22 protein-coding genes and 1 tRNA gene are annotated in these 18,705 nt (G+C 41.7%); 13 read left to right on the top strand and 10 right to left on the bottom strand.

Annotation, left to right across the window (positions count from 1 at the left end):
• The first annotated feature begins 278 nt into the window (after window positions 1–278).
• Window positions 279–1,313, top strand: a complete 1,035-nt coding sequence (locus CK503_RS03895; protein ID WP_095605474.1) for a class I SAM-dependent methyltransferase — start codon at window positions 279–281, stop codon at window positions 1,311–1,313.
• Here CK503_RS03895 and CK503_RS03900 read toward each other — a convergent pair.
• Together CK503_RS03900 and CK503_RS03905 are read right to left on the bottom strand one after the other, a co-directional pair.
• Window positions 1,310–1,816 carry a DUF4920 domain-containing protein gene (locus CK503_RS03900; protein WP_176466202.1) on the bottom strand — a complete coding sequence of 169 codons (507 nt, stop codon included), beginning with the start codon at window positions 1,814–1,816 and terminating at the stop codon, window positions 1,310–1,312. The genes CK503_RS03895 and CK503_RS03900 overlap by 4 nt on opposite strands.
• A gap of 22 nt (window positions 1,817–1,838) precedes the next feature.
• The gene (locus CK503_RS03905; RefSeq protein ID WP_095605476.1) at window positions 1,839–2,315 is read right to left on the bottom strand and encodes a GAF domain-containing protein; all 477 of its coding nucleotides are present in this window, start codon (window positions 2,313–2,315) and stop codon (window positions 1,839–1,841) included.
• A 125-nt stretch (window positions 2,316–2,440) separates the two neighbouring features.
• Here CK503_RS03905 and CK503_RS03910 point away from each other — a divergent pair, with 125 nt between their 5' ends.
• A complete protein-coding gene (locus CK503_RS03910; RefSeq protein ID WP_095605477.1) occupies window positions 2,441–3,115 on the top strand; it encodes a MarC family NAAT transporter in 675 nt (224 codons plus the stop codon).
• Window positions 3,116–3,186: 71 nt separating this feature from the next.
• On the opposite strand, the gene CK503_RS03915 is transcribed toward CK503_RS03910, so the two are convergent.
• Window positions 3,187–3,966, bottom strand: a complete 780-nt coding sequence (locus CK503_RS03915; RefSeq protein WP_095605478.1) for a type III pantothenate kinase — start codon at window positions 3,964–3,966, stop codon at window positions 3,187–3,189.
• A gap of 102 nt (window positions 3,967–4,068) precedes the next feature.
• On the opposite strand from CK503_RS03915, the gene CK503_RS03920 reads away from it, so the two are divergent.
• The 4 genes from CK503_RS03920 to ruvA all read left to right on the top strand — a co-directional run bounded on the left by CK503_RS03920 (window position 4,069) and on the right by ruvA (window position 7,299).
• The gene (locus tag CK503_RS03920) at window positions 4,069–4,536 is read left to right on the top strand and encodes a DinB family protein (RefSeq protein WP_095605479.1); all 468 of its coding nucleotides are present in this window, start codon (window positions 4,069–4,071) and stop codon (window positions 4,534–4,536) included.
• 47 nt (window positions 4,537–4,583) lie between these two features.
• Window positions 4,584–6,017: an alanine/glycine:cation symporter family protein gene (locus CK503_RS03925; protein ID WP_255233325.1), complete on the top strand. Its 1,434-nt coding sequence runs from the start codon at window positions 4,584–4,586 to the stop codon at window positions 6,015–6,017.
• Window positions 6,018–6,101: 84 nt separating this feature from the next.
• A complete protein-coding gene (gene ruvC / locus CK503_RS03930) occupies window positions 6,102–6,680 on the top strand; it encodes a crossover junction endodeoxyribonuclease RuvC (protein WP_095605481.1) in 579 nt (192 codons plus the stop codon).
• Window positions 6,681–6,696: 16 nt separating this feature from the next.
• Complete coding sequence (gene ruvA / locus CK503_RS03935; protein WP_095605482.1) at window positions 6,697–7,299, top strand: Holliday junction branch migration protein RuvA; 603 nt, start codon at window positions 6,697–6,699, stop codon at window positions 7,297–7,299.
• A gap of 54 nt (window positions 7,300–7,353) precedes the next feature.
• Here the strand turns inward: ruvA and CK503_RS03940 are convergent, their stop codons facing one another.
• Both CK503_RS03940 and trkA read right to left on the bottom strand, forming a co-directional pair.
• Window positions 7,354–8,850 carry a TrkH family potassium uptake protein gene (locus CK503_RS03940; protein ID WP_095605483.1) on the bottom strand — a complete coding sequence of 499 codons (1,497 nt, stop codon included), beginning with the start codon at window positions 8,848–8,850 and terminating at the stop codon, window positions 7,354–7,356.
• Window positions 8,847–10,187 (bottom strand): Trk system potassium transporter TrkA, encoded by a 1,341-nt coding sequence (trkA, locus tag CK503_RS03945; RefSeq protein WP_095605484.1) that lies wholly within the window; start codon window positions 10,185–10,187, stop codon window positions 8,847–8,849. Before trkA ends, CK503_RS03940 begins: the two co-directional genes overlap by 4 nt.
• Before the next feature lie 282 nt (window positions 10,188–10,469).
• On the opposite strand from trkA, the gene CK503_RS03950 reads away from it, so the two are divergent.
• The 4 genes from CK503_RS03950 to CK503_RS03965 all read left to right on the top strand — a co-directional run bounded on the left by CK503_RS03950 (window position 10,470) and on the right by CK503_RS03965 (window position 13,682).
• A complete protein-coding gene (locus CK503_RS03950) occupies window positions 10,470–11,150 on the top strand; it encodes a response regulator transcription factor (RefSeq protein WP_095605485.1) in 681 nt (226 codons plus the stop codon).
• The gene (locus CK503_RS03955) at window positions 11,147–12,241 is read left to right on the top strand and encodes a sensor histidine kinase (protein ID WP_095605486.1); all 1,095 of its coding nucleotides are present in this window, start codon (window positions 11,147–11,149) and stop codon (window positions 12,239–12,241) included. Before CK503_RS03950 ends, CK503_RS03955 begins: the two co-directional genes overlap by 4 nt.
• A gap of 8 nt (window positions 12,242–12,249) precedes the next feature.
• On the top strand, window positions 12,250–12,501 hold the full coding sequence (locus tag CK503_RS03960; RefSeq protein WP_095605487.1) for an outer membrane protein assembly factor BamD: 252 nt from the start codon (window positions 12,250–12,252) through the stop codon (window positions 12,499–12,501).
• A gap of 95 nt (window positions 12,502–12,596) precedes the next feature.
• The gene (locus CK503_RS03965) at window positions 12,597–13,682 is read left to right on the top strand and encodes a mannose-1-phosphate guanylyltransferase (RefSeq protein ID WP_095605488.1); all 1,086 of its coding nucleotides are present in this window, start codon (window positions 12,597–12,599) and stop codon (window positions 13,680–13,682) included.
• Window positions 13,683–13,825: 143 nt separating this feature from the next.
• On the opposite strand, the gene CK503_RS03970 is transcribed toward CK503_RS03965, so the two are convergent.
• From CK503_RS03970 to CK503_RS03980, 3 genes are read right to left on the bottom strand one after another with little or no spacing between them, the layout of a single operon-like run.
• A complete protein-coding gene (locus tag CK503_RS03970) occupies window positions 13,826–14,587 on the bottom strand; it encodes an MBL fold metallo-hydrolase (RefSeq protein WP_095605489.1) in 762 nt (253 codons plus the stop codon).
• Between the two features lie 3 nt (window positions 14,588–14,590).
• A complete protein-coding gene (locus CK503_RS03975; RefSeq protein ID WP_095605490.1) occupies window positions 14,591–14,899 on the bottom strand; it encodes a hypothetical protein in 309 nt (102 codons plus the stop codon).
• Between the two features lie 4 nt (window positions 14,900–14,903).
• On the bottom strand, window positions 14,904–15,701 hold the full coding sequence (locus tag CK503_RS03980; protein ID WP_095605491.1) for a hypothetical protein: 798 nt from the start codon (window positions 15,699–15,701) through the stop codon (window positions 14,904–14,906).
• A 69-nt stretch (window positions 15,702–15,770) separates the two neighbouring features.
• On the opposite strand from CK503_RS03980, the gene CK503_RS03985 reads away from it, so the two are divergent.
• On the top strand, window positions 15,771–16,286 hold the full coding sequence (locus tag CK503_RS03985) for a glutathione peroxidase (protein WP_255233326.1): 516 nt from the start codon (window positions 15,771–15,773) through the stop codon (window positions 16,284–16,286).
• Between the two features lie 77 nt (window positions 16,287–16,363).
• Here the strand turns inward: CK503_RS03985 and apaG are convergent, their stop codons facing one another.
• Window positions 16,364–16,756 carry a Co2+/Mg2+ efflux protein ApaG gene (gene apaG / locus CK503_RS03990; protein ID WP_095605493.1) on the bottom strand — a complete coding sequence of 131 codons (393 nt, stop codon included), beginning with the start codon at window positions 16,754–16,756 and terminating at the stop codon, window positions 16,364–16,366.
• A gap of 123 nt (window positions 16,757–16,879) precedes the next feature.
• On the opposite strand from apaG, the gene CK503_RS03995 reads away from it, so the two are divergent.
• Window positions 16,880–16,953, top strand: a tRNA-Asp gene (locus CK503_RS03995).
• Window positions 16,954–17,238: 285 nt separating this feature from the next.
• Window positions 17,239–17,883, top strand: coding sequence for a hypothetical protein (locus tag CK503_RS04000; RefSeq protein ID WP_095605494.1), 645 nt, complete (start codon window positions 17,239–17,241; stop codon window positions 17,881–17,883).
• Between the two features lie 425 nt (window positions 17,884–18,308).
• On the opposite strand, the gene CK503_RS04010 is transcribed toward CK503_RS04000, so the two are convergent.
• The gene (locus CK503_RS04010) at window positions 18,309–18,590 is read right to left on the bottom strand and encodes a helix-turn-helix domain-containing protein (RefSeq protein ID WP_095605496.1); all 282 of its coding nucleotides are present in this window, start codon (window positions 18,588–18,590) and stop codon (window positions 18,309–18,311) included.
• Window positions 18,591–18,705: the final 115 nt, after the last annotated feature.

Genomic DNA, 18,705 nt, shown 5'->3' on the forward strand with positions numbered 1-18,705 from the left:
TAAAGCATACTTCGTTTAATGTTAGATGAAATATAAACGTAGCCATTTTCTCCTGATAAATTTTGATATGCTAAGTACATCTCACTTTATATTTTAAATAGCACCTCATTTATTAAGACCTTTTAAGGATTATAATCTTACAGAATCAAAAACCGTGTCATGCTGAACTTGTTTCAGCATCTCCCCCCCCTTCCATTGAAAAAGAGCCCCAAACAGTGAATGACTTTCATCGCGTCGTTAGTTATAATAAAAATACAATACCAATTTAGGGGGCGGATATGGAGACACGGAAAGCACAAGAAAACGTTAAGAATCCCAAACATAAAGTCGGCTACTTTGAAAAGCTGGCCACCCATGTTCATGATCTCCGCGATACTCCGCCCGATGTTTTTGAAGACGTTAGCGTTACCGATTGGTCGGGCCTAAGCTGGGAGCAAGTAAATCGTCCCTATAAAGTGGATACATGGGCCGAGGGCAAGAAGAAGTGGGAGGAAGAACACGGCGAACGTATGGGCGTCAAAGAAGGGTGGAAACATTTCAACAAGTCGTTTCATCAGCTTTTTATCAAAGACGTGCCCGAAGAGAAGCAGCAAGCGCGGTCGACTATCTGGAAAAACCTGATGAGCATGGATATCCACGGGGCGGGAGAAGCACTGGAAGAACTGGTACAGCTACTGGTTTGGAATAAAGTGCACCGAGTAGAAGACGCCATCTGGGATCCCCGCGGCAAAAGAGCGCTTTTTGAAGGACTGGATGTTGAAAAGCCGGAAGTACTGTTTCTGGGCGCGGCCGACGGTTATGAGGCCATGCAACTCATGGCACAATATCCCGGTGGACATGCAGTGCTGGTGGATTACGATGAGTTTTGCAAAACCGACCGCTATGGCAAATTTCCGGCTCAATATCCTTTCTTGGGCAACAATCCAGCCACCGGCAGCCACAAAGTGTACTACAAAGAGGATATGAATATTGACTTTGTGGTTGAGGATATTCGCAACCTGAAATACGGCAAGGAGTTTGATATTGTGGTAAGCATTGGTTTGATCGAGCACTTCCCCGATGAATACAAACACGAGGCCTTTGAGATGCATCGCCGTTTCTTAAAACCCGGTGGATATGCCATCCTGACAACACCCCGTAACCAACTACGTAGCAAAGCTTTTTATACAGTCATGAGCGACTACATGAATTACGGCTATCGCGAACTGATGGACATCAAACAGATGGGATTGTATGCCTGGGAACACGGTTTTGATATCCTCCGCGCCGGGTATATCAAGGCTCATAACGGGCTTATCTGTAAGGTGCGTTAACTCCCCTTCTCCTCAATTATCATTACCGAGGTTGCTACTATATTGTACTCTTTTCCTGACTTCCGAACTTCGTTCGGATCTTCACCCACATCTTCAGCATAATGCTTCGCTTGCTCTTCAGTAAGCGGCTTAACCTTGAAGGTCCCCGTCAATTGAACTTCTGCCCCGGCCGCATCAGTAGGAATAAAAAACTTATAATCTTTAAAGGTAATGCGAATATCGTTTTCACCGGCAGCAAGCATAAAAAAGCAACCTTTCTTCTGACATACCTGTTTTATTGTCCCTTTCGTTGCCACTGTTTGACCTTTAAATAGGTTGCTGTTTCTAACCAAGTATCTCGGGGCAAAAAACTGGGCATCATCCGGAAATTCACTGCCATATACCTCATAGTTCTCCCCCTTTTCTACCGGTTTCGCCAATTGCTCGCCTTCATCTGTATTTTGGGCAACGCCACTATTTGTTATAAATAATATTCCAAGAACTATTGTAGCAAAGTATTTCATAGTCAACTTCATCATTTTTTAATTAAAAAAGTGGTGAAACTACTCCACAAACTTTCTCCAACATATGTCGGTGTTCTTCGGTCATCGAATCTTTGGTGTGCGAATCGATATCCAGCTCGGCAACAAATTTTCCGTCCTTTTTAACAGGGACAACAATTTCTGCTTCTACATGTACGCTGCATGCCAGGTAGTTGTCTTCTTTGCTCACATCCTGCACCATGAAGGTTTCGTTAGTTTCAGCCGCTTGACCACAGATACCTTTTCCAAAAGGAATACGCGTGTGATCCGTTTCTTCTCCTATATACGGCCCAAGTATCAACTCTCGGTCAGCTTTGGGATCAACCAGATAAAACCCGACCCAGTCAAACTCGTCAATATGCTCTTCAAGCAACTCGCAAATTTGTTGCAGTTTTTGATCGCGTGAGGCATCCTCACGATCCACAATTTCGATAACAGTATTAACCAGTGATTGGTAATTTTGTGTTTCTTTTTGCTTCATTTATAATCTATTAAATACTTAAAAATTGGAGTCTAAATCTAAGATTAAATTTAACATTTGAAAAATGTATATCGCTGGCAAAAACTGTTAAACTTGTTTCATCTATTTCATATCTTTTGCCACTTATGTTTGAAGATCTTTTTAGCCAAAGCGACATATTTACATCATACTTATCAGGCACAACTACTCTTTTTATTGCCGCTTTTACGTCTATCATTTCGGTTGCTAATCCCCTGGCGGCCATGCCGGTATTTCTTTCGCTAACGGATCGCAATACCGATTCTGAACGAATAAACGTTGCCAAGAAATCGTCTTTCTATATGTTCTTGGTACTGATTATTTTTCTTTTAGTTGGAACCTATATCATGAGCTTCTTCGGCATCAGTCTGCCGGGTATCCGTATTGCGGGGGGACTCATTATTTTGCGTGCCGCCTATGCCATGTTAAATCCCGACGCCTCGGAGAAGAAGATATCAGATGAGGCACAAAAAGCTGCTAAAAAGAAGGAAGACATCTCATTTAGTCCCATGGCAATGCCCATGCTATCGGGACCGGGAAGCATTGCTGTAGTTATTGGTTTGGCATCGCAGGCAGAAGGATTTTTTGATTTACTTATTACAAGTGTCGCTATTCTGTTAGTAGCCTTTATTTCGTACAGTGTGTTGCGGCTGGCTCCCTTTTCAGCAAAATATATTGGCCCCACCGGGATGAATGTCATTACCCGCATGATGGGATTTATTGCCATGGCCATCGGTGTGCAATTTATCCTGAATGGCATTTCGAGTTTTTTTGGAGTCTAAGTAGCAGACGGGAAATGGCAGATGTGAAACAATATCCTGGCAATCATATTTGCCATCTAACATTTCGCGTCTCAATTCTGCTGCCTCTCCATAATCAGCCGTAAACCGTCCAGCGTCAACATCGGATCTATAACATCAAAATAATCGGTGTGCTCTGCTATCTTTTCTGATAATCCGCCCGTAGCAATAACTTTTGCCGATCCTCCCAGCTGCTTTTGCATCCGGTCAATAAGTCCTTCTATCATGCATAAGTGACCCAGTACAAGCCCCGACTGCATCGCTTCCATAGTACCACTGCCAATAACATTTTCAGGAGGCTCCAGCGGAATCTGGGAAAGTTGTGCGGTCTTCCCTACCAAGGCATCAATAGTCACTTTTAGCCCGGCACATATGGATCCACCTATAAGTTCCCCGGGATTCTGTACAACCATAACGGTGGTTGCCGTACCAAAATCTACGACAATACAATCATCCTCAAACACCGCATAGGCTCCCACCGCATCAGCAATAAGATCGGCGCCCACACTTTTGCGATTTACACGCTTGATAGCCAGCCCCGTATCCACCTCACCGTTCAGGATCAGCGCTTCGGTACGCGACTTTTTCTCAAACATTTTGCTGATTGTTTGAGTTAGCTGAGGTACCACACTGCTTATGATTATCTGATCAAACCTGCTAAAGGCAAGACCCTCTTCAGAAAACAAACTATTAAACATCACAACATATTCATCAGCCGTTTTATCTGTATCGGTCTGAATACGCCATTGGTGTCCCCAACTCCCATTTTCTGAGGCGCCAATCACAATATTACTGTTTCCAATATCGAGAGCGAGCAGCATAACAAGTTTCATTAATTAAAAATTACTACGATAAAATAGGAGCGTGCTCATCTACTTCAAAATTTGTATTATTTTTAAAATTCTAATATGCTTTTCGCATAAATAAAAAGGATTATGGACACTGCAGATCATTTACTTAGACTTTTCAGATACGATATTTGGGCAAATGAACAGATTTTGCTCAGCCTCCAAGATCATCTTGGCTTTGAGGGCTCAGATAGAGCGGTAAAATACTTTGCCCATATCACCGGATCACAACAAATGTGGTTTGCTCGGATCAATGGGGAATCGGTCGACGAAATCAAAATCTGGCCTGACTACGGTTTAGCAGATGCGTTGCAGCATCTAAAAACACTTAACCAACAGTGGAAGCAGTTAATAAACAGTAACAAAGAAAGCTTAGGACGCACCATATCTTATACCAACAGTAAAGGAACTCCGTACGAGACCCCTCTTTCTGACATCCTTACGCATGTCATTATTCACGGGCAACACCACCGGGCACAAATTGCCAAGTTGTTACGAAATGCAAAAGTTGCCCCCCCGGCTACTGATTTTATCTTCTTTAGTCGTTCTAATTAGTATATTTGGCCTGTTAATTTTATTCCTAACTAAAGACCAATCGTAGTTTGCAAGCTATAGAACAGTTTTTAAGTGCGTTTTCGAGTTTTATGTGGGGTATGCCACTCGTTTATCTGCTGGTAGGCGGTGGGCTTTTCTTTCTGATTTACTCGCGTTTTATCCCCTTTCTATACCTTAGGCACTCCCTCAACATCCTTCGGGGAAAGTACGACAACCCCGACGACCCGGGCGATATTTCCCACTTCGAAGCCTTATCGAGTGCGCTGGCGGCAACCGTTGGCATGGGAAATATTAGTGGTGTGGCCGTGGCCATTTTTATGGGTGGCCCGGGAGCTCTTTTCTGGATGTGGGTTAGTGCTTTCGTGGGAATGGCAACGAAATTCTTTACCTGTACGCTGGCCATCTTATATCGTGGCCAAGATTCTGAAGGAAAAATACAAGGTGGCCCGATGTATGTGATACGCGAAGGCCTCGAAAAAAATTGGGGCGGCAATTGGACCTATCTTTTCAAACCGCTGGCTGCACTATTTGCTCTGGCCGGCATTTTTGGCCCCCTGCCTATCTTCCAAGCGAACCAACTCACACAAATTCTGCGGGATTCTATTTATATCCCCCAAGGCTGGGTAGCGGCTAATGCTCACTTTGGCGGTGATCTCATTACCGGACTTGTGCTCGTTGTGATTGTTTCTTTTGTAATTTTCGGGGGTATTACCCGAATTGGAAAAGTAACCTCCAAACTGGTTCCCGCCATGGTCATTATCTACATCGGATGCGTGGTTGCTATTTTGGGAGCCCATATCACCGAAATCCCCCATTATCTTGGACTTATCATTACCGATGCCTTCAATGCGGATTACGTCCGCCAAAGCGCTATCAACGGGGAAGCAATGTTCGGGGGTATCGTTGGTTCGCTCATTGTAATTGGTATTCAGCGTGGAGTATTCTCTAATGAAGCCGGACTCGGTACCGAAGCCCTGGCCCACGGTGCCGCCAAAACAAAAGAACCCGTCCGCGAGGGATTGGTCGCCATGCTCGGTCCCGCTATCGATACCATTATTACCTGTACCATGACGGCCCTGGCCATTCTCGTTACCGGTGTTTGGAAGTCGACCGAAGCAAATGGCGTAACACTAACGCTTAATGCTTTTAATGAAGCACTTCCCGAATTTGGAACGTACTTGCTTGTAATATGTGTAGTCTTTTTTGCCATCAGCTCCATGCTCACCTACTCGTACTACGGAACCAAGTGTCTGGGCTATTTAATCGGTGCTGACAAACAACACTGGTACAACTACTTTTATGTGGGATCTATCATCTTTGGTTCCGTCGCCTCAATCGGTGCGGTTATCGACTTAATCGACGGTATGTTCGCACTCATGGCTATTCCTACGATGGTCTCTACCATTTTACTGGCACCGAAAGTCAAAGAGGCTGCCACGAGTTACTTTGAACGGATTGATAGCTTTAAAACTTTCAAATAATAATTTAGGGCCAATACGATTTTAATGGGTGAGAAATCCGTCGCAAATCCGTTATATTCAAATAAATCAACCTAACCGATTATTATGGCTGATGTCATTCTTGGTATCGATCCCGGCTCGCGCAACACCGGTTATGCCATCCTCACTGAAGAGGATAATAAACTGGTTGCCCTACGCTGTGATGTACTAAAGATGGCACACATGGATGATCATTCCGACCGGTTGCAGTTTATTTTTGAGGAAGTCTCCAAAATCATTTCTTCTTTTAATCCCGACGCCTGCGCTGTAGAAACCCCTATTTACGGGGTCGATCCGCTAGCCATGCTCAAACTGGGACGGGCGCAAGCAGCAGCCATGCTGGCTATCACCAATCATGATATTGGAGTCACTGAGTATTATCCCAAACAGGTGAAAAAATCGATTACGGGTAATGGTAACGCCAGCAAAGAACAGGTGGCGTTTATGCTGCGGAAAATGGTAACCCTGCCCGATGAAAAGCTATCCAAAGATGCTACCGATGCATTGGCTGTGGCATGGTGCCACTTGATGAAGCAGAACAGTTTTAACCGGCAGGCTCCCAAATCCAAGAAGAAAACGCACCAGAATAACAGTAAATCAAGCTGGGCCGATTTTGTAGAAAATAATCCTGACAGAGTTAAATAAAACATCTCCACTTTTCATGATTGCATACCTAAAAGGTATTATCCACGACAAGTCTCCTGACCAAGTAATTATTGATGTCCGCGATGTGGGATATCTGCTTGAAATATCAAATCAAACCTATAATGAATTGCCAGCTACAGGGGATGAGGTCGAGCTACTGGTCTATCATCATGTAACTGACAACGATCAGCGACTTTTCGGCTTTGCCAATCAAAATGAGAAAGATCTTTTTGAGCTGCTAATTACTGTTAAGGGCGTTGGACCAAAATTGGGACTCACTATCCTTTCCGGACTGCCCGCCCAACAAATTACGGGCGCTATTGTACAGGAGGACAAATCTGCCCTTTCCCAAATTAAGGGCATCGGTAAGAAAACGGCCCAGCGCATGATCCTTGAGCTCAAGGATAAAATGTCCGAAATGGTGGACGCCACCTATTCTCCGGACAGTGCCGCAAACCTCAGCAGCAACATAAAAGAGGAAGCCGTTTCGGCTCTGCAATCACTTGGCTTTAAGAAGAGAGACGCTGAAGAATCCATCGAGCTTGCTGCCAAGGGCGAAGACATTGATGGTAATGTCCAGGAACTGGTAAAAAAAGCCCTTTCACAGATGGACAAATAATTGCGAAATTATCTTTTATTTTGATTGTTTTGTCTTCGTCCAAATATAACTGTTCTAATTTCGCCAGTATTTGGGAATAAATATTACAAAAAGCGTAAATAATTCGAGGCGTCCGGCCCACATCAAAAAAATCATTACAACTTTTGAAAGCGACGAAAAGGCAAGATAATTATTCATTGGCCCTACAATCCCAAATCCCGGTCCAATATTTCCAATACAAGCCGCAGAGGCGCTCATTATCTCCAGAGTCTCCAGCTCAAGACCAATACGGTACGATTCGATCTCAATAATCAAAGCCCCTATCAAAAAGGTGAATATATATAACAGAATCATTATTGTGACACGACGAGCTGTTTCATTCTTAATAACATTTTTTCCCACTCGAATAGATTGGACTGCTCGTGGATAAATAGTTGTAAAAAGCTGTTTGAAGAATGTCTTAATCGTAACAATCCAGCGAAAAACTTTAATTCCGCCCCCCGTACTTCCGGCACAACCTCCGATAAACATCATCATAAACAATACTGTTTGTGCCATCGAATTCCATGTATTAAAGTCATGACTCGCATATCCGGCTGTTGTTACAAAAGTCAGTACTTGAAATAAACTATGGCGAATGGCATTCTGCGGTTCCTCAAAGGTATTCCCAAATGTCATCGCCAATATTATTGCAGTTGTGAAAAGGAGAATAAAGCTGTAAAAGAGGAATTCGGTATCTCGATACAATTTTCGGGGGTTCCCGGTAAACGCCCTCCACGTCAAGGCGTAGTTGACCCCTGCGATAAACATGAATGGAATAATTATCCATTGCACTGTTGATGAAAAAGCAGCAATACTTTCAGCTTCAGGTGAAAAACCACCGGTAGGCATCGTTGTTAGCGCATGGGCTACTGCATTATAAAGGTCCATTTCGGGGGAGAGTCCAATTAAATGAGACCCATAAAGCAAGCCCCCAAGTGTTATCGTAAGAACAACATAGAGCAACCATAAAATCCTTGCCGTTTCAACAATACGTGGTGTAATCCGATCGAACTGTGTACCTGGTGCTTCTGCTTCAATCAATTCTGATCCACCTATGGATAAACGGGGCAAAATAGCGATCCCGAGGACTATTATCCCCATACCGCCGAGCCATTGTGTAATTTGACGCCACAGCATGATTTCGGGACTATGGGTAACAAATGAAATAGACCCCATTACGGTAGCACCCGTGGTTGTAAAACCGCTCATACTCTCAAAAAAAGCATTGATAGGAATAGCCACTGTCCCTTCTCCAGCCAGCAAATAGGGAAGCCCCCCAACCAGGGTTACGCCCAACCAGCTTAATGATACCAACAGAAAAGTCTCCCGCAGTCCAAGTTTTGGATTGGTATCAAGTCGTTCCAACAGAAATCCCACTATCAATGACACTGCGACGGGTATCAAAAAAACCAATGGATTTTCACGACCAAATAACGAATAGATAAATGGTACGCCCAGAGGTACCGAAAGCCACTTTAAAATAGCCCCAAATAGGCTCAATACACATAAAATGTCAACCTGTTTTCTCATAGTTTTTCAACTATATCTTCAGCTTTACCAGTAGTCAGAATAACTAGCTGATCTCCCAGTTTTATAGATGTATCTGGCGTGGGAATAATAGAATGGTTTTGACGAACCATTGCCCCTACAACCAAAGGCTGGTCAAAGCTTTTTTCCAGCTCTTCAACAGTGTTATCCAAAGCTTGGCTTTCTGCATCTATTTTTATTTCAAATACCGCTCCACTTTCATGTTCCAGCTCTGTTACATTTCCTATATAACTATCTTGTATATAGTTGATAATGCTGGAAGCAACGACTTCTCTGGGATGAACTACCCGCGTAACGTCCAACGACTCAAAAAGCGATAAATACTGGTGTTCATGACCAACACTTACCACCCGCGGAGATTCGTAGTCTTTCCCTATTAGGGTCGCCAACACGTTTGTGGCGTCATCGCCTGTGCTAACCAACAGCATATCAGATTCAGGAATATTTTCTTCTTCCCACACAGTACGCTCGGTGATATCCGCCTGTAGAACCATGGCTTGAGACAGATGTTCAGAAAGAAATTGAGCCCGGTCGGGATCTTCTTCAAAGATACGAATGCTTAATGGCGTATTCTCCAATAACAATGCCGTTTGATAACCAATATCACCACCGCCGAGAATATCAAACGTATCTTGCACCGGCTCCATTTCAGTCGATGCTATTGAAATCCCAAAATCATCTACCTTTTGAGGCGATCCAAATACCGTAATACGGTCTCCTTCTTCAAAAGACGTATCCTTTGGAACAAGCATAAAATCACTATTACGGAAAATTCCGACGATATTAAGTTCTGAATACTTATTTGTTTGCTTAATTTTTTTACCAATCAGGTCACTCCCACTTTCCAACTTAAATTCTGACATTTTAACTTTTCCGTGGCAATACATCTCTTCATTAATCGATTCTTGTCGGGTCGATTGAAACCAAAGAAGCTCTGTAATTTGCCTTGCTGTTAATTTTGATCGGTCAATCATTGCATCAATACCAAACGCGCCCTCTCTTGTATCCCAGATATTAGCAAATGACGGATCGGATACGCGGGCAATCGTAAAACAATCAGTGAGAAGTTTAGCCATACTCCCAATAAGAACATTGGTGTGGTCTTCGGATGTCGTTGCAATCACAATCTCAGCCTCTTCTATTCCCGCCGATTTCAACACCTCTTCCTCAAGTCCATTTCCAGCACTCACATTAACCTCAAAGGGTATGTGATCCAAACTACTGGCATTTCTATCAATCATTGAGATCTCATGATCATCACTGAGAGCTTCCATCACACTCATCCCTACCTGTCCAGCACCAACAATTAGTATCGTCATAACAATCTAAATTATACAATAACCCAAATTTATATCACTAATAGACTTTTGGAACAAATAATCAATTAATAACACTGCTATTACACAAAGTAAAACAATGAACATGATATCCCATAAATTGGCTACCCAGACACCACATAAGAACTCTTTTGTCTCAAATTCATAACAATTATTTAACAGGCTTACTGTTTCAATTGCGGGAGGGGCTTTGTACTATTGCCTCTTAATATTTAAGCAACGTTTTACTTACCTTAATTTAATACATCAATCAATTTTTGAGCCGTGGCTGACAAACAAACCATCTTAGTAGTCGACGACGAACAAGATCTTCTCGATTTAATTGAATACAATCTTCAGAAAGAGGGCTTTGATGTATTAAAAGCCGAGGACGGTAAGGAAGGTATGGAAATGGCCCGCGAACACCGGCCTAATCTTGTCCTTCTGGATATCATGATGCCCAAAATGGATGGCATGGAGGTGGTAGAACGCATGCGCGCCGATAAAGAGCTCAAACACATTCCTATTATTTTCCTTACGGCCCGTGGCGATGAAAAAATGGAAGTTCAGGGCCTCGACAAAGGTGGGGATGATTACATCACTAAGCCGATCAGTACTACGAAATTGATTTCCCGCATTAAAGCTGTACTTCGTCGATTTGAAGAAACCAATCAAATGACAGATAAAATCGAAGCGCATGATATTGTCATCGATAAAGACCGGTATATTGTTACCAAGGGTGATGAGGAGTTCCAGATGCCGCGGAAAGAGTTTGAGCTTCTTTACTTCTTAGCCAGCCGCAAGGGTAAGGTTATGGATCGGCAAACCCTGCTTGATCAGGTTTGGGGTAACAATGTTTATGTCGTCGACCGTACAGTGGATGTCCACATCCGTAAAATTCGTGAAAAGATCGGAAGTGAGTATATTGAAACAGTTAAAGGAGTTGGTTACAAATTTAAGGAATGAGAAAAAAACCTTTCCAAAAATCATCGCGTCTTGCATTCCGCAGTGCCTTCTATTCAGCACTGTTAATTGGCACCGCTGTTGGAGTTGCTTCTACATTTCTATTGAATATTACCTTAAAAAACTCACTTTTTCTCAGCGGTGGAATCTTCGTGTTGTCAGGGGTTATTATCTACCTGATTATATATAAACTGCAATTTTCCCGTTTGGAGACTCTCAATCAAATCAATAAAAATATCCTCAAAAAACATTTTCGGGATTATGAAGAACTACAGGCAAAAAGTCACGATGAGTTGGATTATCTGATCAAGCAATCGGTGCGGGCCAGCAAAACTGTAGAACGGGAAATACAACGCCTCAACAGAATTGAAAATTACCGGAAGGAGTTTATCGGGGATATCTCTCACGAACTTAAAACACCCATATTTGCAATCCAGGGATTTATCGAAACTCTGCTAAACGGTGCGATTGATGATGAGGAAGTCAACCACAAGTTTCTTGAAAAGGCAATGCGAAATGTAAATCGCCTTATTTATCTCACCAAAGACCTAATGGAAATCTCCAAACTTGAAACCGGTGAATTGAAGTCTGACATCCAAAACATCAATCTCAAAGATCTGGTCATGGATGTAGTTACCAATCTACAATACAAAGCCGAAAAAGCCGACGTCGTACTGAAAACAGATCTCCCGCAAAATTACGTCGTCAGCGCCGACCGCAACCAAATTAGGCAAGTCCTCATAAACTTGATTGATAATTCTATCAAGTACAATGTTAAAGGAGGCAAAGTTACGGTTGGTGTAAAACCATGGTCAAAAGATAACACCCGCGTATTAGTGTATGTGAAAGATACCGGCATCGGGATTAGCCAGCAACATATTGAACGGGTCACCGAACGGTTCTTTCGGGTAGATAAATCTCGCTCCAGGGAAGACGGCGAAGGCACCGGTTTGGGATTGGCAATTGTAAAGCACATTATACAGGCACATAATGAAGAACTGTTTATCGAAAGTACTCCCAATGTCAGCTCTTCGTTTAGCTTTACACTCAGCAGAGCCGATCATACCTCGTTCAAAGATGAGCCTAACCAATAACGATACGAATGAATAATCCAGAAACCACTATTCTATTTCTTATTACCGGGCTCATCACCGCCTGCGGATCACATGAAGCGATGCCTATCCTGCAAAAAGCCCGGATGAAGGTTGTGAACAAGCAATATCTTGAGGCCATTTTTACCGCAGAGAAAATTGTGGAGCACTATCCCGGTACGGCCTTTGAAGAATCTGCACGAAAGATCATTTACCTCATCAATAAACATCACCTCGACGAAGAGTATACCGTCACCGTTTAATTATAGGATAGACCAAACAAAATCCCTTCACACTTGTTGGGATTTTCAATACCTTCCCTTTCCAAATTCATCCACACTAATATCCATTTATTTTTATGTTACATGCCGTAATTATGGCCGGTGGATCGGGCACTCGGTTCTGGCCGCGAAGTACTGAAGCTCATCCCAAACAGTTCTTAAACATTTTTGGCGATCGCACGATGTTGCAAGATACCGTGGATCGTATAAAGCCCCTCGTTTCAGCCGATCGCGTATGGGTGATCACTAATGATAAGTACGTAGATTTAGTGCAAGAGCAGCTTCCGGATGTGCCGGCTAGTAATATTGTAGGCGAACCGGTGGGCAAAAATACCGCTCCCTGCGTAGCAGCTGCGGCCACACTTATCCGGGAAAAAGATCCTGAAGGAACTATGGTTGTGCTGCCGGCAGATCACTTAATCGGAAAACCCAAAACATTTTTATCTGTTTTGGAAGCGGCTCAAGCCAAAGCACAGGAACCTGGCGCACTTGTAACTATCGGCATCAAGCCCGACCATCCCGAAACCGGTTATGGCTACATCGAATTTGATTCCGGCTCCTCTGACAAAAAAGAAGGACATGAAATCAAAAAAGTAAATCAGTTTCGCGAAAAACCTGACCTTGAAACAGCTAAAGCATTTATTGACTCGGGTAATTTCCTGTGGAATAGTGGAATGTTTATCTGGAAAGCGTCCACAATTTTGGAGAAATTTAAACAGCATCTGCCTACCATTTTTGATGAGATAAAAAAACTAAAACCTGCAGTAGGGTCAGAGAATCAAAAAGAAGCTGTTAATACATTTTATTACGGCTGTACCTCTATTTCTATCGACTATGGGATTATGGAACAAGCCGACAGCGTGTTTGTTGTCCCCGGCTCTTTTGAATGGAATGATGTGGGAAGTTGGAGAGCAGTTTATGACTTAAGATCCAAAGATGAGGAAGGCAATGTCATACAGACCGATACTTCTGCCACCGCTGATGCCAAGAACAATCTCATCCAAAGCGATAGTGGTAAAATGATTGCGCTTGTGGGCGTTGAGAACCTGGCAGTAGTAGAAACTGATGATGCCATTTTAGTCTGCGATCTGGATAGTTCTCAGGGAGTAAAAAAGGTGGTTAACAAACTTCGCAAAGATGATGATCTGAAACATTTTGTATAATCGGGCTTGCTATTCCAATAGATTACTCCACGTGTTGAACTTAATCGAGACAACAGAAAGCCCTTTAGTTGGATTATTACCTCGACTGTCATTTCGAACGTGCATAGCGTAGTGAGAAATCGTTGTTTAGGCGATTAACAACATCACGCAATGGTGAGCGTCAACTGATCATAAGCCAGCCGCACGTGTTCAGGCAGTCTTTTATTAGACTCCTCATGATTCACATACGAATTCATGTGGCAGAGATAGGTTTGAGGAATATTGAGCTCGTTAGCAATATCCACCGCTTCGGGAATAGTCATATGCGTAGGGTGCTCCGGCTTCCATCGCAAACCATCCAACACCATCACTTTTGATCCGCGGATACGTTCTTTCGCTGACTCATGCAGCTCCTTGACATCTGTAATATAAGACACATCATTCACACGATAGCCCAATACGGTAACTTTGCCATGAGTAGCCGGCAATGGAGTAATTTCCAAATCTTGAAAAGTGATGGAATCATTAATCTCCTGCAAGTTGATATCTGTCGCCCCAGGATAGCGATTGTGACCAAACATATACTCAAACCGACGGCGAATAGCATCTAAACAGGTAGCACTGCCATATACCGGAATTTTCTGTTCCTGCTTATAACAAAACGGACGCAGGTCGTCGAGCCCCGCAATATGATCCATATGTTCATGCGTAATCAGCACTAAATCTATTTCCGAAAGGCTGGCACGAATGGTCTGCAGTCGGAATTCCGGACCTGTATCAATAACAATGGACGATTCTTCTGTTTGTATCCACGCCGAACACCGCCAGCGAATATTACGCGGGTCACCATCAATTTGTTCCTTTCCAAATCCCCCGGCTGTTGGGACCCCCATCGAAGTGCCGGTGCCTAAAAACGTTAACTGCATTGTCTAAATATCAATATCCATTTCTTCAATTTCGCTGTCCTTGTACTTATCAAACCGATCCCAAAGTTCCTGGAGCTGCTTGCGAATTACCGGCTTAATATAGATATCAGCTAATTCCTGATCTTTATCTTTTAGAACACGAGCCAATAACCCCACCTGTTGTTGCTCCGGCTTTTTTTTATTTAGAACCACCAACTTTTGTCCCTCCATCACACAAGAATCACCCTGGAATGTTCCTTTTTCCTTTCGGATGGTATAGCCCAATTGTTCAACGAGTTCTTCAAGTTCTAAAAGTAATTTTTCAGTTTTCATCCGTTTAAAACGTAACTCCTATTTCGATACTATGTCCACTTAAATCGTAATCATAAACTTCATCTTCAACATCATAACTACGAAAATCATATTTATAACCCACTGATAACCCCAAATTATTATATAGTCGATCAATATAAAGCTTTCCAAAAGCATCTACTACGCCAATGGATCCACCCAAAAATCCGCCCGTGGCAAAAGAAAACCCATAACCCGGTATCGTCCCAAATCTTGCACGTATCTTTTTAGTCGGACGCAATTCTCCGCGAACCCCCACGCCGCCGGATATCATCCCATACTGAAACCTATTTACTGACTGAAAATTGATTGTTTGATTGTTTGTAATATTAGTGTATCGGGATGATAAACGAAGTGGAATTTGCAGGAGTAATTTTTGACTACGGTATAGATTTATCCCAAAGTCTAAATTACCCCCCGTATGAAAATAGGCGCCCTCATCTACACCGGTAATTTTTCCACCTGTAGCAAGAAATAAATCAAGGTCTGTGGTATTATAACCCATTTTTATTACCGGTCCAGAATATTCAAATGCTCCCGGCCTCACTTGACTATTAACACTCTGTGCTCCTTTATAGGTAGCCTCCATCGATTCTAATCCAATATAAACCTCCGAAAATGGAGCACTGTATCGAGAACCTGACTCTCCCACCGAAAACATTTGTGCCTGTAACATTGTTGTGCTTCCCGCCATCAATACAAACAGAATCGATAAGAAGGAGACTAATATTTTATATCTTTTTTCAAAAATAAGGGAATTCTTTGTTGTAGCTTTACATTTCATATGTATCATCCGTTAACTAATTGTATAAAATCTATGAAAACCGCAGGACTCTTAATAATACTTTTATCCATGTCGTTACATACTGCTGATACAACCACAGATTCCGTTCATGAGTTCAAAACTACAAACATTGATGGAGAAGTGACATCGCTGAATAAATATGAGGGAAAAGTTTTATTAATTGTCAATACTGCTTCGGAGTGTGGCTATACCCCACAATATGAAGGACTGCAAGCGTTATATGAAAAATACAGCAATGAGGAACTTGTGGTGCTGGGTTTTCCCGCTAATAACTTTGGGGGACAAGAACCGGGAACGGATAAAGAGATAAAACAGTTTTGTAAAGTGAACTATGATGTGAGTTTTCCGATGTTTTCAAAGGTATCAGTCAAAGGTGATGATCAGCATCCTTTGTTTTCTTATTTAACAACGGCTGATAATCCTGACTTTACCGGCGAAATAAAATGGAATTTTGAAAAATTCCTGATCGATACGAACGGAAAACTAATCCATCGCTACCGAAGTGACGTTAAACCGCAGAGCGATGAGATTTTAAGGGCAATAGAAAAGGAATTAAACAGTTGATGTAATGTATCCCTAATACATCCCATCACCATCCCGACGGAGGACCGTAACTGATACTTGCGGTCCTCCTTTTTTATTTAGTTTAATAAGTGTGAGGTAAGTAAAAATTCCGGTATTCGAACTTTTATTAACTTTTGGTCAGTACGCTCCATGGTGTAATACCCTCGCATACTACCGCGGTACGATTTTAGCACACAAAAGCTGTTGTACTCATGCTCTCCTCCCGGATCAATCGTTGGTTGTAATCCAATTACTCCTACTCCATCGACTTCATGATCTTGGCCGCCGGAGTCTTTAATTTTCCAGTGCCTTCTTAACAATTGTACACGCTCATCCCCCATGTTTCGAATCGTAACGAAGTAAGCAAATACATGTTTATTGACAACAGGGCTGGATTCTTCTTCTAAATAGGTGGGTTTTACCTCCACACTAATGTCGTGGGAAACCTCAATAAATGTGGGCTGATACATAAAATATGTTAGCTTAATTTTTATCTATAGTAATAAAATCCCTATGTGAATCAAAAGACCGAAAATAGCGTAAATTGTGCTTGACATAGGAGGTAAAAGGTCGTTATATTTGGGCTCTCATTTGGTCCGGTAGTTCAGCTGGTTAGAACGCCTGCCTGTCACGCAGGAGGTCGCGAGTTCGAATCTCGTCCGGATCGCAAATAACTAAGCCGCTGACTCGCAAAGAGTTAGCGGCTTTTTTGTTTGCAAATTATTCCTCCCTCAAAACTTATGAAATCGTTCTGGGACAGCTATGGGACAGCGAAATCTTGGTTACCTGCCTCACATAGTTTACACATTTGGGAACCTCTTAGTATAATAAGTGCCTATCCAATATCTTCAATTTAGTTGATCGGTTAACTTCAATACCTGGAAAGTTTAGACAATCAATTAAATTAGTCAGCCAATGGAATAAATAATTTTAATATGTAAGGCAAGAATTAATGGATATTGAAAATATTGAAAACGTAATTTCTAAATTAGAACAAATTCAATCAGTCTTTGGGACTTGGGGAATAATACTATTCATTATTCTCATACTCATAATTTGGTTGTCAGTTAGCTATTTGAAAAGCTCAATTGAATCATTACCACAAAAATCACTAAAAGAATTTCAGGCGGCACTCGATCAAGATCTAATTAAATTTGGTAGTACTTATAAAAAACAGTTAGATGCTATTCACACGATTTATCAAAAGTTTCAGAAGATGACTGGGCATCTCGATTATATAAAAAGCGGTGAAAATTTTACTCAACCAATTGAACCAAAAGAAGAAGTTGAGCTACTGATAAAATTCAGACATGAGTTCAAAATAGTATTCCAAAAAAACAGACTAATATTTTCAGAAGAGTTAGGAAAGAAAGTAGATGACATGATTGGTTCAATCGATAACTTTATCAAAATTTACCATAATGGGCTTTTTGATTTATCTCCAGAAGATATAAAGAGGAATAAAGAGGTTAATCATGGCACTTATATTGCTGGTCTATGGGAAAAAGATGAACTTGATCCCATACTTGAGGAGGTGAAGCAAATTAGATTAGAAATTGAACAGGAATTCAGAAAAATCTATGGTACAGAAACTTAACTGGTTTATTAGAATAGATGCTATTAATGAAATATGCGAAGTTGAAAAATAAGGCAAAAAAGTATGTAAGTAGATCTCTTATATTTCTTTTCATTACTGGCTTTGTAATGATACTTATTGGTGCGTTTTATTCAGGACCAACAATTGAAATTGCTGATTTTTCATTCCCTAATCCTATTCTGGGATTAGGATTCATATTCTTTATGATACCACTATTAATAATAGGATTGTTTTATCTGTTAGCATTTATCGGTGTCCTAATAACGACTATATTTTCCATATTCCCATTCTTAGACGACAATCCCGTTTTATCACTACTCGCTATAATTCTTGCCGTCCTGGTTGCTGTATTCTTGATTTTCGGATCCGGAGAAGAATATGATAGGATTCGCCATTGGCCTTTCGTACGATAGTAAATAGATGTTTCAATTTTTGTTTACTTTACCACCGTTCAAAAAAGCCTCTACATCCTCAATATCATACCGTATAGTTCGACCATTCTGTGAAAAGGGTATTTGTCGGCTATCTCTTAAATACTGAACTTGCCGGCGCGAACATTGAAGCATATCCATCACATCATTAGTTGTTAGCCACTTCTTCCTGGTTGCTTTTCGTATTAGTGCAGGCATTTCTTCTCGCATTACTTTTCTGACAGCTTTATAAATAGCTTCTTCAAACTCCTCTTTAGTAGGAATAAATACATTCATTTTTAAAAATTTTAAATCTATGGATGAGACTACTTTTATAGCCCTTTTAATTCACAAGAATACTAATTTTAGTTCTTAATTCATCTTTTAATCAACATCAATCCAGGATTCACCC

Source organism: Fodinibius salipaludis, assembly GCF_002287075.1.
GTDB classification, from domain to species: Bacteria; Bacteroidota; Rhodothermia; order Balneolales; family Balneolaceae; genus Fodinibius; species Fodinibius salipaludis.

What these genes read in the sequence shown, in the direction of transcription:
- CK503_RS03965 (WP_095605488.1), top strand. Translation starts at nt 12,597, where the DNA reads ATGTTACATGCCGTAATTATGGCCGGTGGATCGGGCACTCGGTTCTGG.
- CK503_RS04000 (WP_095605494.1), top strand. Translation starts at nt 17,239, where the DNA reads ATGGATATTGAAAATATTGAAAACGTAATTTCTAAATTAGAACAAATT.
- CK503_RS03940 (WP_095605483.1), bottom strand. Translation starts at nt 8,850, where the DNA reads ATGAGAAAACAGGTTGACATTTTATGTGTATTGAGCCTATTTGGGGCT.
- CK503_RS03975 (WP_095605490.1), bottom strand. Translation starts at nt 14,899, where the DNA reads ATGAAAACTGAAAAATTACTTTTAGAACTTGAAGAACTCGTTGAACAA.
- ruvC (WP_095605481.1), top strand. Translation starts at nt 6,102, where the DNA reads ATGGCTGATGTCATTCTTGGTATCGATCCCGGCTCGCGCAACACCGGT.
- CK503_RS03980 (WP_095605491.1), bottom strand. Translation starts at nt 15,701, where the DNA reads ATGAAATGTAAAGCTACAACAAAGAATTCCCTTATTTTTGAAAAAAGA.
- CK503_RS03970 (WP_095605489.1), bottom strand. Translation starts at nt 14,587, where the DNA reads ATGCAGTTAACGTTTTTAGGCACCGGCACTTCGATGGGGGTCCCAACA.
- CK503_RS03920 (WP_095605479.1), top strand. Translation starts at nt 4,069, where the DNA reads ATGGACACTGCAGATCATTTACTTAGACTTTTCAGATACGATATTTGG.
- CK503_RS03895 (WP_095605474.1), top strand. Translation starts at nt 279, where the DNA reads ATGGAGACACGGAAAGCACAAGAAAACGTTAAGAATCCCAAACATAAA.
- CK503_RS03910 (WP_095605477.1), top strand. Translation starts at nt 2,441, where the DNA reads ATGTTTGAAGATCTTTTTAGCCAAAGCGACATATTTACATCATACTTA.
- CK503_RS03955 (WP_095605486.1), top strand. Translation starts at nt 11,147, where the DNA reads ATGAGAAAAAAACCTTTCCAAAAATCATCGCGTCTTGCATTCCGCAGT.
- apaG (WP_095605493.1), bottom strand. Translation starts at nt 16,756, where the DNA reads ATGTATCAGCCCACATTTATTGAGGTTTCCCACGACATTAGTGTGGAG.
- CK503_RS03960 (WP_095605487.1), top strand. Translation starts at nt 12,250, where the DNA reads ATGAATAATCCAGAAACCACTATTCTATTTCTTATTACCGGGCTCATC.
- CK503_RS03900 (WP_176466202.1), bottom strand. Translation starts at nt 1,816, where the DNA reads ATGAAATACTTTGCTACAATAGTTCTTGGAATATTATTTATAACAAAT.
- CK503_RS03915 (WP_095605478.1), bottom strand. Translation starts at nt 3,966, where the DNA reads ATGAAACTTGTTATGCTGCTCGCTCTCGATATTGGAAACAGTAATATT.
- ruvA (WP_095605482.1), top strand. Translation starts at nt 6,697, where the DNA reads ATGATTGCATACCTAAAAGGTATTATCCACGACAAGTCTCCTGACCAA.
- CK503_RS04010 (WP_095605496.1), bottom strand. Translation starts at nt 18,590, where the DNA reads ATGAATGTATTTATTCCTACTAAAGAGGAGTTTGAAGAAGCTATTTAT.
- CK503_RS03905 (WP_095605476.1), bottom strand. Translation starts at nt 2,315, where the DNA reads ATGAAGCAAAAAGAAACACAAAATTACCAATCACTGGTTAATACTGTT.
- trkA (WP_095605484.1), bottom strand. Translation starts at nt 10,187, where the DNA reads ATGACGATACTAATTGTTGGTGCTGGACAGGTAGGGATGAGTGTGATG.
- CK503_RS03985 (WP_255233326.1), top strand. Translation starts at nt 15,771, where the DNA reads ATGTCGTTACATACTGCTGATACAACCACAGATTCCGTTCATGAGTTC.